Source organism: Pseudomonas sp. GW823-FHT05G12 (genome assembly GCF_058795575.1).
This window is the reverse complement of the sequence record NZ_CM179501.1, coordinates 450097-463513: the sequence shown is the minus strand read 5'-3', so window position 1 is coordinate 463513 and position 13417 is coordinate 450097. Positions and strand designations below refer to the sequence as shown.

The following is a 13417-nucleotide window of genomic DNA, read 5'->3' as shown; positions in this document are numbered from 1 at the left end:
AGGGACCGCACCACCCGATGCATCTGGGCCGTAATGTGCGGGCACGCCCGCGAAGGGGCCGGCACCGATATAAAGCGGTACCATGTCCCCACGCCGCTTACCCTCCGGAGCCACCATGTCCCACCCCTTCGACACCCTCACCCCCGACCTGGTCCTGGACGCAGTGGAAAGCCTGGGCTTTCTCAGCGACGCTCGGGTGCTGGCGCTGAACAGCTACGAGAACCGCGTGTACCAGGTGGGCATCGAAGACGCGCAGCCGTTGATTGCCAAGTTCTACCGCCCAGGCCGCTGGAGCGATGCAGCCATCCTCGAAGAACACGCTTTCACGGCCGAACTCGCCGACTGCGAAGTCCCGGTGGTTGCGCCCATGCAGCACGATGACCGCACCTTGTTCGAACACAAGGGCTTCCGCTTCACGCTGTTCCCCCGTCGCGGCGGCCACGCCCCCGAACCTGGCAACCTCGACCAGTTGTATCGCCTGGGCCAGTTACTTGGCCGCCTGCATGCCGTGGGCGCCAGCAAGCCGTTCAAGCACCGTGAGGCACTGGCTGTGGACAACTTTGGCCACGCCTCGCTGAACACCTTGCTGGAGGGTAATTTTGTCCCACGTGAACTGCTGCCGGCGTTCGAGTCCGTGGCCCGCGATCTGCTCAAGCGGGTGGAGGACATCTACGCTCGCACACCACACCAGCTCATCCGCCTGCACGGCGACCTGCACCCCGGCAACCTGATGCACCGCGACGAGGTGTACCACGTGGTCGACCTCGACGATTGCCGCATGGGCCCAGCGGTGCAAGACCTGTGGATGATGCTGGCCGGCAACCGCGAGGAGCGCCTGGGGCAACTGGCCGAGCTGATCGACGGCTACAACGAGTTCCACGACTTCGACCCGCGCGAACTGGCCCTGATCGAGCCTCTGCGTGCCCTGCGCCAGCTGCACTATAGCGCCTGGCTGGCAAGGCGCTGGGACGACCCGGCATTCCCGCCCAGCTTCCCTTGGTTCGGCCAGCCACGCTACTGGGGCGACCAGATTCTCGCCTTGCGCGAACAGATGGCTGCGCTGGATGAAGCTCCGCTGAAATTGTTCTAGAAGCACGCCCGCCTCTGTCTACAATAGGCGTCGCTTTATTTAGCAACCTAAGCAAGGATTCTGCATGCACGCCGCAAACCCGCGTCGCGGGTACATACTGGGCTTGAGCGCCTACATCATCTGGGGCCTTTTCCCCCTCTACTTCAAGGCAATCCAGAGCGTCCCGGCGGTGGAGATCATTGTCCACCGGGTGCTCTGGTCAGCACTGTTCGGCTCGCTGCTGCTACTGGTGTGGAAACACCCCGGCTGGTGGCGTGAACTGCGCAACAACCCGCGCCGGCTGGGCATCCTGGCACTGAGCGGTGCCCTGATCGCCGGTAACTGGCTGACCTACGTGTGGTCGGTGAACAACGGCCGTATGCTCGAGGCCAGCCTGGGCTATTACATCAACCCGCTGATCAATGTACTGCTGGGCATGCTGATTCTTGGTGAGCGCCTGCGCCGCCTGCAATGGCTGGCGGTGGGCATGGCTGCCGTGGGTGTGGCGCAGCAGGTGTGGCAAGTGGGCAGCCTGCCGTGGGTGTCGCTGGTGCTGGCGTTGAGCTTCGGCTTCTATGGGCTGATCCGTAAGCAGGCGCCGGTGGCTGCGCTGCCCGGCCTGGTGGTGGAAACCTGGATGCTGGTACCGCTGGCCCTTGGCTGGCTGCTACTGCACCCGGCCGCGATGAGTGCCCAGGGCGCGTTCTATACCAGCAGCGAGGCGCTGTGGCTGATGGCGGCCGGGCCGGTAACGCTGGTGCCGCTGGTATGCTTCAACGCCGCCGCACGGCACCTGCCGTACACCACGCTGGGCTTCCTGCAGTACCTGGCGCCGACCTTGGTACTGTTGCAGGCCGTAGTGCTGTTCGATGAGCATTTGTCGTCGAGCACCCTGGCGGCCTTCATGTTCATCTGGGCAGGTTTGGCGATTTACAGCGTCGATGCATGGCTGAACTTGCGCAAACGTAGCTGATCAGAAAACGATCAAAACTCTGCAGGTCATGTAGCGCCTGGCCTGCAGAGACATCTCCATAGGTTATCCACACCCTCGTCCCCGCGCTTTGTGCACAAGCTGCTGATAATTGGGCATTTTTTGAGCAAAACAGTACAAGGCACGTGATACCTGGGCTGGAGAGGTACACCCCCAGGTTATCCACAGGGCCTTCCCCGTGATATCGGGATAACCGCAGGTGGCCGCTTCGCACCCCATCAAGACACAAGCGGCCTTGTGTCGCGATTGGGCCGCAAAGCGGCCCCGGCAATCGCTGATCAATCCTCTGCCCGCAGCTTCAACTCCACCATCAAGTCATCCGCCAGGCTCTCCAGCCGCTGCTGCAGTTCTTCCAGCGGCAAGGTCAACGGCAACGCCAGCAATGCGTCGGCGTGGAACAACGGCTCGCTGCTCATCGGCGCCGGCCGCACTTCTGTGGAAAACCGCTCGACGTTTACCTGCAGCTCAGCCAGCAAGCGGGTAATGTCCCGCACGATCCCCGGCCGGTCGTTACCCACCAGCTCCATGGCAATTGGCTTCCAGGTGCACGACGGCTCAATCCCGCTCTCGGCGATCAGCACGCGAATGTCATACCTGGCCAGCCCCTGCAGCGAGGCCACAAGCTCGGCGTAATTCTCTGCCGGCACCGCCACCCGCAGAATGCCAGCAAACTGCCCGGCCATACGCGACATGCGGCTTTCCAGCCAGTTACCACTGTGGTCGGCGATGCACTGGGCAATACGTTCGACCTGGCCGGCCTTGTCAGGGGCAATTACAGTCAGTACAAGATGATCCACAAGCCCTTCCTCGTGTCGGACCGCGCCGGGCGGCAGAAAATCGGGGGATCGAGTCAGTATAGGCAAGGCGCGGCAACCTGCCGCAGGGCAATCTGCACAGACAATCGTGTACTGTTTCAAGATTTATCTGGAACAATCCACCTGTTTTTTGCGAACATACCTACTCCCAGCGTGACCATACGCGACCAACGGGTCGCACAACGGCGCTTTTAGTCTGATTTTGCCCCGCCTACTGCTTCATGTAGTATCCCGTGGCGCGGACTACAAAACGTCGTTTGGATGTCTGCCAAGGCGCCTGTGAAAATACGCACACTGCCCGCCAGCCTGTCTGGCAGGCCGCACCCAGCCGCCCCCAAGCAACCCCGGGGGCATGCACTGGTGCCGTGTTTAGAGAAGCGCTACAGGCTTAATACAGAAGAGCGAAATAGCTGAGCAGAGTGAGGCAAGCAATGACTGGATACGTTCAAGTCGGTGGCCTTCAGGTCGCCAAGGTCCTGTACGACTTCGTGAACAACGAAGCCATCCCCGGGACCGGCATCGTCGCCGAGCAGTTCTGGGCGGGTGCAGAGAAGATCATCAATGACCTCGCTCCAAAGAACAAAGCCCTGCTCGCCAAGCGCGACGAGCTGCAAGCCAAGATCGACGCCTGGCACCAGGCACGCAAAGGCCAGGCCCACGACGCCGCAGCCTACAAAGCATTCCTCCAGGAAATCGGCTACCTGCTGCCACAAGCCGACGATTTCCAGGCCACCACCCAGAACGTGGACGAAGAAATCGCCCACATGGCCGGCCCACAACTGGTCGTTCCGGTGATGAACGCCCGCTTCGCCCTGAACGCCGCCAACGCTCGCTGGGGTTCGCTGTACGACGCCCTGTACGGCACCGACGCCATCAGCGATGAAGGCGGCGCCGAAAAAGGCCAGGGTTACAACAAGGTACGCGGCGACAAGGTCATCGCCTTCGCCCGCGCCTTCCTCGACGAAGCCGCGCCACTGGCCGCCGGCTCGCACGTTGACTCCACGGGCTACCGCATCGAAGGCGGCAAGCTGGTCGTTGCCTTGAAAGGCGGCAGCAACAGCGGCCTGCGCGACGATGCGCAACTGATCGGCTTCCACGGCGACGCCGCCGCACCCACTGCCGTGCTGCTCAAGCACAACGGCCTGCACTTCGAAATCCAGGTCGATGCCAGCACCCCCGTCGGCAGCACCGACGCCGCTGGCGTCAAAGACATCCTGATGGAGTCGGCACTGACCACCATCATGGACTGCGAAGACTCGGTTGCAGCCGTAGACGCTGACGACAAAGTCATCGTCTACCGCAACTGGCTGGGCTTGATGAAAGGCGACCTGGCCGAAAGCGTGAGCAAGGGTGGCAAAACCTTTACCCGCACCATGAACCCGGACCGCGAGTACGCGGCGCCTAACGGCGGCAGCGTGACCCTGCACGGTCGTTCGTTGCTGTTCGTGCGCAACGTTGGCCACCTGATGACCAACCCGGCGATCCTCGATGCCCAAGGCAACGAAATCCCCGAAGGTATCCAGGACGGGCTGTTCACCAACCTGATCGCCCTGCACAACCTCAACGGCAACACCAGACGCAAGAATACCCGCAGCGGCAGCGTGTATATCGTCAAGCCGAAGATGCACGGCCCTGAGGAAGTGGCCTTCGCCACCGAGATCTTCAGCCAGGTCGAAGACCTGCTGGGCATGCCGCGCAATACCGTCAAGGTCGGCATCATGGACGAGGAACGCCGTACCACGGTCAACCTCAAGTCCTGCATCAAGGCAGCCGCCGAGCGCGTGGTGTTCATCAACACCGGCTTCCTTGACCGCACTGGCGATGAAATCCACACCTCGATGGAAGCCGGCGCCGTGGTGCGCAAAGGTGCCATGAAGAACGAGAAGTGGATCGGCGCCTACGAAAACAACAACGTCGACGTTGGCCTGGCCACCGGCCTGCAAGGCCGTGCGCAGATCGGCAAAGGCATGTGGGCCATGCCTGACCTGATGGCCGCCATGCTCGAGCAGAAGATCGCCCACCCACTGGCCGGTGCCAACACCGCCTGGGTACCGTCGCCAACTGCCGCCACCCTGCACGCCCTGCACTACCACAAGGTGGACGTACAGGCGCGCCAGCGTGAACTGGCTTCACGTACCCCGGCGTCGGTGGACGACATTCTGGCCATCCCGCTGGCTGCCGACACCAACTGGTCGGCCGAAGAGATCCGCAACGAGCTGGACAACAACGCCCAAGGCATTCTCGGCTACGTGGTGCGCTGGATCGACCAGGGCGTGGGTTGCTCGAAGGTGCCGGACATCAACAACGTCGGCTTGATGGAAGACCGTGCCACCCTGCGCATCTCTGCCCAGCTGCTGGCCAACTGGCTGCGCCACGGCGTGGTCAGCCAGGAACAGGTGCTGGAAAGCCTCAAGCGCATGGCCGTGGTGGTCGATCAGCAGAACGCTGGCGACCCCCTGTACCGCCCGATGGCGCCGAACTTCGACGACAACGTGGCGTTCCAGGCGGCTGTGGAACTGGTAGTGGAAGGTGGCAAGCAACCGAACGGTTATACCGAGCCGGTACTGCACCGCCGTCGCCGCGAGTTCAAGGCGCGTAACGGGTTGTAAGCAGCATCTGCGCCAGGGGTGGGCCGTTTTACGGCCCCCCCCTGCGCATCATCCAATTTTCAGTTCTTTGTTCACCAGCTCCAACAGCTTGCCAAGATCCACCGGTTTGAGCAGGAAGTCCACCACCCCCAGGTGCATCACATCCACTGCCTCTTCCACATCGGTGTCGCCCGACACCACAATGATCGACAATGCCGCCCGCTCCGACGCACGAATCGTCCTGATCAAGTCCAATCCACTTTCAGGCTGCATGCGCAAATCGGTAATCATCAAGCCGATACGCTTCTGGTAGTGCAGATACAACCTGGCTTCCTCGGCCCCATCCGCCCCCACCGCATCGATGCCCCGGCTTTTCAGGTACAGGATCAGCGCCTCCCGGTTAACCGCGTTGTCATCCACCACCAGCACCAACGGTTTGGCTGCCACAGGCGCACTTTGGTTTATCACGGCCAAGGCCTCGCGCTCGGCGTCGCTCAGGATGTCGGTGTGCTCAGGCATGCTCATCTCGTCAAAAAAATTCCGCTTCAGCATTAGGACCGCATTACTCGCGTAACCCGTTTCGCCTTTCGTCGGGTCTTTGACAAGGGCGCTCATAGACTTACGTCCAATGGGCACCACCCCGCCGCAAGCCGACCATGGAGGCAGAGAACAACATGGCCGGTACCTATATATAGATATATATAGTTCGGCATAGCGATACGGTCAGTTTCATGAGCAAAAAGGACGCCTACAGCCAGGCGGGCAAGACAGCGGTACTGCAAAACATCCAAGGCACATTGCAGTTCCTGCAGCGCTTTCCGCCGTTCAATCAGATGGAGCACAGCCACCTGGCCTTCTTGGTCGAGCAGTGCCAGCTGCGCTTCTACGCCTGCGGTGAAAGCATCGTCAAACCTGCCGACGGGCCGGTCGAGCACTTCTACATCGTCAAGCAGGGCCGCGTGGTTGGCGAGCGCCAGCACCTGGCCAAACCAGGCGTCGAGACCACGTTCGAGATCACCAGCGGCGAGTGCTTCCCGCTGGCAGCCCTGCTGGGTGAGCGGGCAACCCGCACCGAGCACCTGGCCGGGGAAGACACCTTCTGCCTGCAACTGAACAAGGCCGCATTCATCCGCGTGTTCTCGATGTCTGATGTGTTTCGGGATTTTGCCCTGCGCGGTGTCAGCAGCCTGCTTGATCAGGTCAATCAGCAAGTACGCCAGCGCGCTGTGGAAACCCTCGGCACCCAGTACTCGCTGAACACCCCCCTGGGTGAACTGGCCATGCGTCACCCGGTGGTGTGCAGCGCCAATACCCCCCTGCGCGAAGCCGTGCGGCTGATGCACGAGCAACAGGTAGGCAGCATCGTGGTGGTCGACCCGCAGCGCTACCCCATCGGTATCTTCACCTTGCGCGACCTGCGCCAGGTGGTGGCGACAATAGATGCAGACCTGGGCGCCACCATCGACCGGCACATGACCGCAAAACCGTTCTACCTCCCACCCCAGGCCAGCGCCTTCGATGCCGCCATGGCAATGACCGAGCGGCATATTGCCCATGTATGCCTGGTGGAAAACCGGCGCCTGTGCGGCGTGGTTTCCGAGCGCGACCTGTTTTCCCTGCAACGGGTCGATCTGGTTCACCTGGCGCGCACCATACGCCATGCGCCACGCCTGGATACGCTGGTTTCACTGCGCGGCGAAATCAGCCAGCTTGTGGAACGCATGCTGGCCCATGGCGCATCGTCGACGCAGATCACCCAGATCATTACCTTGCTCAACGACCATACCGTGTGCCGGGTCATCGAACTGGCCTTGGCCGAACGTGGCGACCCAGGCGTGCCGTTCAGCTGGCTGTGCTTTGGCAGCGAAGGGCGACGCGAGCAGACCCTGCACACCGACCAGGACAACGGCATCCTCTTCGAAGCGGTCGACAGCGCCGAGGCCGACGCCATCCGCGCTCGCCTGCTGCCGCTGGCGCAATACATCAACCAGTGCCTGGCCCAGTGCGGTTTCACCCTGTGCATGGGTAACGTCATGGCCGGCAACCCCGAACTGTGCCTGTCGCGCAGCGAGTGGGCGCGGCGCTTTGCCGGGTTTGTTCGCGAAGCCAGCCCGGAGAACCTGCTGGGCTCGAGCATCTACTTCGACCTGCGTGTGGTGTGGGGCGACGAGCAAGGCTGCGAGCAGCTGCGCCAAGGCCTGCTGGCACAGGTAGCCGACAACCGCATCTTCCAGCGCATGATGGCTGACAACGCCCTGCGCCAACGCCCGCCGGTGGGCCGGTTGCGCGAGTTCGTGCTGACACGCCAGGGCAACGACAAGGCGGCGACCCTCGACCTCAAGGTCCAGGGCCTGACGCCCTTCGTGGATGGTGCCCGTTTGCTGGCCCTGGCCAATGGCATAGCTGCCTGCAATACCCTGGAGCGCCTGCGCCAACTGGTAGCCAAGGGCGTGATCGAACCGTTGGACGGCGCCGCCTATGAAGAGGCCTACCACTTCATCCAGCAAACCCGCATGCAGCAGCACCAGCGCCAGATACGCGACAACCTGCCTTACTCCAACCGGCTCGACCCGGACAGCCTCAACCACCTGGACCGGCGCATCCTGCGCGAGGCCCTGCGCCAGGCCCAGCGCCTGCAAAGCAGCCTGGCCTTGAGGTACCAGTTGTGAGCCTGTTCGCCTGGCTGCGCCCCAGCGCGCCCGAGCTGGACCACACCACACGCCAGCGCCTGGCCCGGTTGCCCAAGCCCGTACCGCTGGGGGTATGTACCCTGCGTGAGCAGCGCTGGGTGGTGCTGGACCTGGAAACCAGCGGGCTCAACCCCAACCGTGATCAGGTACTGTCGATCGGGGCGGTGGCCATCGAAGACGGTGCCATCGACTTTGCCCAGCAGTTCGAACGCACATTGCACCGGCCTTTGCAGAAGACCAACGCCAGCGTACTGATCCACGGTTTGGGCCCCAGCGCCCTGGCTGCCGGTTGCGACCCGGCCGAGGCCTTGCTGGATTTGCTCGATTTCATTGGCAACAGCCCGGTGCTGGCGTTTCACGCGCCATTCGACCAACGCATGCTGGCGCGTGCGCTGAAAGAGAGCCTGGGGTACCGCTTGCAGTCGCCGTTCCTCGATATCGCCGAGCTGGCGCCGATGCTCAACCCCGACACCGTGCTGCGCGAGGCCGGGCTGGATGACTGGGTAGCGCGGTTTGGCTTGCAGGTTGAAGAACGCCATCATGCCAGTGCCGATGCCCAGGTGACCGCAGAACTGGCGCTGATCCTGTTCAGCCAGGCCCGGCGCCAGCAGCTGGACAGCCCGCTGCAGCTGGAGCAACGGTTGCGCGGATGGCGACGGCGCAAGATGCAGAGTCATGGTTTGTAGGGATAGGCACTGAAAATTCCAAGGCATACCCTTCAGCCTTTTCCATGATGGCGATCCGATAAGCGTCCATTGCACCCACCCCCTCCCCTCTGCAACAATCGCGAATAATTATCGTTAGTTAATGCATTCGTTCCGGGGGGACGCTGCTTGTCTTCTGCACAAAGCCCACACGCCGATCTGGTCGGTGCGCTGTACCGCGACCACCGCGGCTGGCTGCTCGCCTGGCTGCAACGCAGCATGGCCTGCCGCCAACGTGCTGAAGACCTGAGCCAGGACACCTTCGTGCGCCTGCTTGGTCGTGAGCAACTGGACACACCCCGCGAACCCCGCGCGTTTCTGGCCGCCGTGGCCAAGGGGCTGATGTTCGACCACTTCCGCCGCGCCGCGCTGGAACAGGCCTACCTGGCCGAGCTGGCACTGATCCCTGAAGCCGAACAGCCCTCGCCAGAAATGCAGCACCTGATCCTTGAAGACCTCAAAGCCATCGACCGCCTGCTCGGCAAGCTGTCGAGCAAGGCTCGCGCGGCGTTTCTGCACAGCCGTCTGGACGGCATGGGCCATGCCGAAATTGCCGAGCGCCTTGGCGTTTCGGTATCGCGGGTGCGCCAGTACATCGCCCAAGGCATGCGCCAGTGCTACGTGGCCTTGTACGGGGAGCCGACGTGAGCAACCTCCCGGTTTCGTCCCGGGTCCTGGAAGCCGCGATTGCCTGGAAACTCAGCCTTGGCGACAGCAGCGGCACGCCTGATGAACGCAATGAATTCATGCGCTGGCATGCCGCCAGCGAAGAGCACGCACGTGCCTGGCGCCAGCTCGGCGCCATGGACCAACGCGTTAGCGCGGCGGCTGGCCCGGCACGCCAGGCGCTGCTGCAATCGCGCGCCAGCCTGCGGCGACGCATTGGCAAGGTTGGCGGCGGGCTGGCCGGCACATTTCTGCTCGGCGCGCTGCTGGCATGGGTCGGCGCCCCGTCGCTGGCACCCAGCTACTGGCTGGCCGACCAGCGCACCGCCACGGGTGAATTGCGCACCTTGCGCCTGGAAGACGGCACACTGCTGAGCCTGAACACCCACACCGCCGTGGACATCGACTACGCCGGCGCGCAACGGGTGATCGTGCTGCACCAGGGCGAAATCTCGGTCGAAACCGGCCACCAGGACCCGCGCCCGCTGCTGGTACGCACTGAAGACGGTCGCTTGCGGCCACTGGGCACGCGCTTCCTGGTGCGCCGCGAAGCCGGCGGTACGCGCCTGGAAGTGCTGCAAGCCTCGGTCGCCGCCATGCCGCATGACAGCGGCGACGAACAGGTGCTGCGCGAAGGCCAGCAGGTGTTGATGAACGCCAATGGCCTCGGCGAGGTTGGCACGGTGCCTGCCGGTGCCGATGCCTGGACCCGCGGCATGCTGGTGGTCGACAACGTACGCCTGGGCGACCTGCTCGCCACATTGGGCCAGTACCGCAGCGGCTACCTCGGGGTGGATGCCAAGGTCGCCGACCTGCGCGTGACCGGCAGCTTCCCGCTGACCAACACCGACCTGGCGCTGGCCTCGCTGGTGCCGGCGTTGCCGGTGAAGATCGAGCGGCATACCCAGTGGTGGGTAAACGTCACTTCCAAATAGGCCGGGCCTGCTGGCCAATCTCCACTAGCCGTTCAGCGTTGCTGCCACCACCGTATTCGCGGGTAAACCCGCTCCTACCACGGCGGTGGGCACACATCGCGGTCGTCGTAGGAGCGGGTTCACCCGCGAAGAGGCCGGGCCTGCTGGCCAATTTCCACCTGCCGTTCACCGTTGCCGCCACCACCGTATTCGCGGGTAAACCCGCTCCTACCACGGTGGTGGGCACACATCGGGGTCGTCGTAGGAGCGGGTTCACCCGCGAAGAGGCCGGGCCTGCTGGCCAATTTCCACTAGCCGTTCACCGTTGCCGCCGCCACCGTATTCGCGGGTAAACCCGCTCCTACCACGGTGGTGGACACACATCGCGGTCGTCGTAGGAGCGGGTTCACCCGCGAAGAGGCCGGTGCTGGCAAAATCCCATTAAATAATTCTCAATATTTTTCAGATTCACCCTGTCACTTTTCAGATCTCGCTCGGCAAGGAAGCAGCAAGCACTTACCCGTCGAGGAACCGCCGCATGTCCCGTGCCGTTGATCATATCCTGCGCCCCAGCCTGATGGCCCTGGCCATCGGCCTGGCTGCCCCGCTGACCAGCCCTGTCTTGTTCGCCGCCGAGCAATCCACGTCGCGCGCCTACAACCTGCCCAGCGCGCCACTGGCCACCACCCTCAACCAGATCGCCAGCCAGGCCGGCATTGCCTTGGCCATCGACCCGACACTGGTCAGCGGCCGCACCTCGGCCCCGGTCAGCGGCCAATACGACGGCCTGGGCGCCCTGCAAGCCGCCCTGAGCGGTACCGGCCTGCAGTTGCAGCAGAGCAGTGCGGGCAGCTACAGCCTGGTGGCCGTGCCGGATGGCACACTGGCCTTGCCGGAAACCACCGTGAATGCCACCAGCGCCAGCGAAAGCGCCTGGGGCCCGGTTGAAGGCTACGTGGCCAAGCGCACCGCTGCTGGCACCAAGACTGACACGGCACTTGTGGAAGTCCCCCGCTCCATCTCTGTCGCCACCCGCGAGCAAATGAAAGACCGCGGTGTACACAGCCTGGATGATGCAGTGCGCTACATGCCAGGCATCGTCTCCGCCAGCTTCGGCAGCGACACCCGTTATGACTGGATGCGCGTGCGCGGCTTCGAGCCAACGCAGTTCCTCGATGGCCTGCCGCTGCCCCGCGGCGTGTACGCCAACCCGAAAGCCGAAACCTGGAACCTCGACCGCCTCGCCCTGCTACGCGGCCCGGCCTCTTCGCTCTACGGCCAGACCCCACCTGGCGGCCTGCTGGACATGGTCAGCCGCCGCCCGCAAGCGGAAAGCGCTCACGAAATCGAGCTTCAATACGGCAGCGACAACCATCGCCAGATCAACTTCGCCAGCACCGGCAAGATCGACGATGAAGGTCGCTTTCTCTATGGCGTCAGTGGCGTTATCCGTGACAGTGGCACGCAAATTGACCACATTGACAACAAGCGCTACAACATTGCCCCAAGCCTGACCTGGAACATCGACGAAGACACGACGCTGACCTTCCTCACCCAGTTCACCCGTGACGATACCGGTGCCACCAGCCAGTTCCGGCCCATCCAGGGCACCAAGATCGACATGCCGTTCGGCAAGATCTCGCACCACAAGAACCTGGGTGACCCGGATTACGAGTTCTACGACCGCACTTACTACGCGCTGGGTTACGCCTTCGAACACCGCATCAATGACGTCTGGCAGTTCCGCCAGAACCTGCGCTACACCAAGTCGGACCTGTCGTTCCAGACCATCACCCCTGGCAGCTACAACAAGAGCTCGCCGCCGGTGCAGGATGATGGCACTGTCAGCCGCATGTCCACCAACACCGATGAAGACATCAGCCAGTTCGCGGTGGACAACAACTTCCAGGCGGACTTCGCTACCGGGGACATCGACCACACGCTGTTGATCGGCCTGGACCACCAGCGCATCAACACCAACTACCTGTCGATCTTCGACTTCAACGTGCCGGACAGCAACGTCAACAACCCGGTCTACGGGCTGCCGATCACTCGCCCGGATCGCTCGACCGCGTTTTACGACTACAACCAGAAAACCCGTCAGACCGGCCTGTATGTGCAGGACCAGATGGCGCTTGGTAACTGGCGCCTGACCCTGGGCGGTCGTGAAGACTGGGTGCACACCGGCACCAAGTTCTTCAACCAGGGCGATGCCACCAATACCCAGCGGGACAAGAAGTTCAGCGGCAACGCAGCCATCAGCTACGTGTTCGATTCGGGCTTCGTGCCGTACCTGTCCTATGCCGAGTCGTTCCAGCCGTCCAGCAATGCCAGTGTGTCGGCCTCGGACTCGTTCAAGCCCACCGAAGGCAAGCAGTGGGAGCTGGGCGTGAAGTATCAGCCGCCGGGGTCCAATACCCTGTTGTCGGCAGCCGTGTACGACCTGACTCAGAAAAACGTCTCGGTCACCAACACGGTCGGTGGTGTGACCATCACCAGCCAGACCGGTGAAGTGAAAGTCCGCGGCCTTGAGCTGGAAGCGGTTTCCGATGTGACCGACAACCTGAAGGTCATTGCCGCCTACACCCTGGCCAAGTCCGAGGTGCAGGACGGCGATTTCAAAGGTAACCGCCTGCAACTGATGCCTAACCAGCAAGCGTCCATCTGGGGCGACTACATCTGGCACTCGGGCGTACTCGACGGCTTCGGCATCGGCCTGGGCGCGCGTTATATCGGCAATACCTACGGCGACCAAGGCAATACCTACCTGGGCAAGGCCAAGGCCTACACCGTCTTCGATGGGTCGGTGCATTACGACCTGGGTCGCCTGAACGGCAGCCTGAAGGGCGCGTCGGTCGCGGTCACCGCCACCAACCTGCTGAACAAGGATTACCTCTCTACTTGTGACGCGTACTACTGCTACTACGGCGATGAGCGCAGCGTCGTCGCCAGCGCCACTTACAAGTTCTGAGTGAGCTGG

At 62.8% G+C, this 13417-nt stretch carries 10 protein-coding genes; 8 read left to right on the top strand and 2 right to left on the bottom strand.

Going from position 1 to position 13417, the window contains the following annotated elements; genetic code table 11:
- Window positions 1-115: 115 nt before the first annotated feature.
- The gene (locus AC3RCM_RS02020; protein WP_020192753.1) at window positions 116-1090 is read left to right on the top strand and encodes a serine/threonine protein kinase; all 975 of its coding nucleotides are present in this window, start codon (window positions 116-118) and stop codon (window positions 1088-1090) included.
- Between the two features lie 64 nt (window positions 1091-1154).
- The gene (gene rarD, locus AC3RCM_RS02015; RefSeq protein ID WP_003255619.1) at window positions 1155-2042 is read left to right on the top strand and encodes an EamA family transporter RarD; all 888 of its coding nucleotides are present in this window, start codon (window positions 1155-1157) and stop codon (window positions 2040-2042) included.
- Between the two features lie 296 nt (window positions 2043-2338).
- Here the strand turns inward: rarD and AC3RCM_RS02010 are convergent, their stop codons facing one another.
- A complete protein-coding gene (locus AC3RCM_RS02010) occupies window positions 2339-2857 on the bottom strand; it encodes a glycine cleavage system transcriptional repressor (RefSeq protein WP_010951709.1) in 519 nt (172 codons plus the stop codon).
- A gap of 449 nt (window positions 2858-3306) precedes the next feature.
- Between AC3RCM_RS02010 and AC3RCM_RS02005 the strand changes: the two genes are divergently transcribed.
- A complete protein-coding gene (locus AC3RCM_RS02005; RefSeq protein ID WP_492629330.1) occupies window positions 3307-5484 on the top strand; it encodes a malate synthase G in 2178 nt (725 codons plus the stop codon).
- Between the two features lie 48 nt (window positions 5485-5532).
- Here AC3RCM_RS02005 and AC3RCM_RS02000 read toward each other — a convergent pair whose 3' ends face one another.
- Window positions 5533-6078: a response regulator gene (locus AC3RCM_RS02000; protein ID WP_064490762.1), complete on the bottom strand. Its 546-nt coding sequence runs from the start codon at window positions 6076-6078 to the stop codon at window positions 5533-5535.
- Between the two features lie 116 nt (window positions 6079-6194).
- Between AC3RCM_RS02000 and AC3RCM_RS01995 the strand changes: the two genes are divergently transcribed.
- The 5 genes from AC3RCM_RS01995 to AC3RCM_RS01975 all read left to right on the top strand — a co-directional run bounded on the left by AC3RCM_RS01995 (window position 6195) and on the right by AC3RCM_RS01975 (window position 13408).
- Window positions 6195-8132 carry a putative nucleotidyltransferase substrate binding domain-containing protein gene (locus AC3RCM_RS01995; protein WP_198748169.1) on the top strand — a complete coding sequence of 646 codons (1938 nt, stop codon included), beginning with the start codon at window positions 6195-6197 and terminating at the stop codon, window positions 8130-8132.
- Window positions 8129-8839: a 3'-5' exonuclease gene (locus AC3RCM_RS01990; protein ID WP_010951705.1), complete on the top strand. Its 711-nt coding sequence runs from the start codon at window positions 8129-8131 to the stop codon at window positions 8837-8839. Before AC3RCM_RS01995 ends, AC3RCM_RS01990 begins: the two co-directional genes overlap by 4 nt.
- A 147-nt stretch (window positions 8840-8986) precedes the next feature.
- Window positions 8987-9505, top strand: coding sequence for an RNA polymerase sigma factor (locus tag AC3RCM_RS01985; RefSeq protein WP_010951704.1), 519 nt, complete (start codon window positions 8987-8989; stop codon window positions 9503-9505).
- Entirely contained in the window at window positions 9502-10458 is a 957-nt protein-coding gene (locus AC3RCM_RS01980; RefSeq protein WP_020192758.1) for a FecR domain-containing protein, read from the top strand. Before AC3RCM_RS01985 ends, AC3RCM_RS01980 begins: the two co-directional genes overlap by 4 nt.
- A gap of 517 nt (window positions 10459-10975) precedes the next feature.
- The gene (locus AC3RCM_RS01975) at window positions 10976-13408 is read left to right on the top strand and encodes a TonB-dependent siderophore receptor (RefSeq protein WP_492629329.1); all 2433 of its coding nucleotides are present in this window, start codon (window positions 10976-10978) and stop codon (window positions 13406-13408) included.
- Window positions 13409-13417 lie beyond the last annotated feature (9 nt).

What these genes read in the sequence shown, in the direction of transcription:
- rarD (WP_003255619.1), top strand. Translation starts at nt 1,155, where the DNA reads ATGCACGCCGCAAACCCGCGTCGCGGGTACATACTGGGCTTGAGCGCC.
- AC3RCM_RS02020 (WP_020192753.1), top strand. Translation starts at nt 116, where the DNA reads ATGTCCCACCCCTTCGACACCCTCACCCCCGACCTGGTCCTGGACGCA.
- AC3RCM_RS02005 (WP_492629330.1), top strand. Translation starts at nt 3,307, where the DNA reads ATGACTGGATACGTTCAAGTCGGTGGCCTTCAGGTCGCCAAGGTCCTG.
- AC3RCM_RS01995 (WP_198748169.1), top strand. Translation starts at nt 6,195, where the DNA reads ATGAGCAAAAAGGACGCCTACAGCCAGGCGGGCAAGACAGCGGTACTG.
- AC3RCM_RS01975 (WP_492629329.1), top strand. Translation starts at nt 10,976, where the DNA reads ATGTCCCGTGCCGTTGATCATATCCTGCGCCCCAGCCTGATGGCCCTG.
- AC3RCM_RS02000 (WP_064490762.1), bottom strand. Translation starts at nt 6,078, where the DNA reads ATGAGCGCCCTTGTCAAAGACCCGACGAAAGGCGAAACGGGTTACGCG.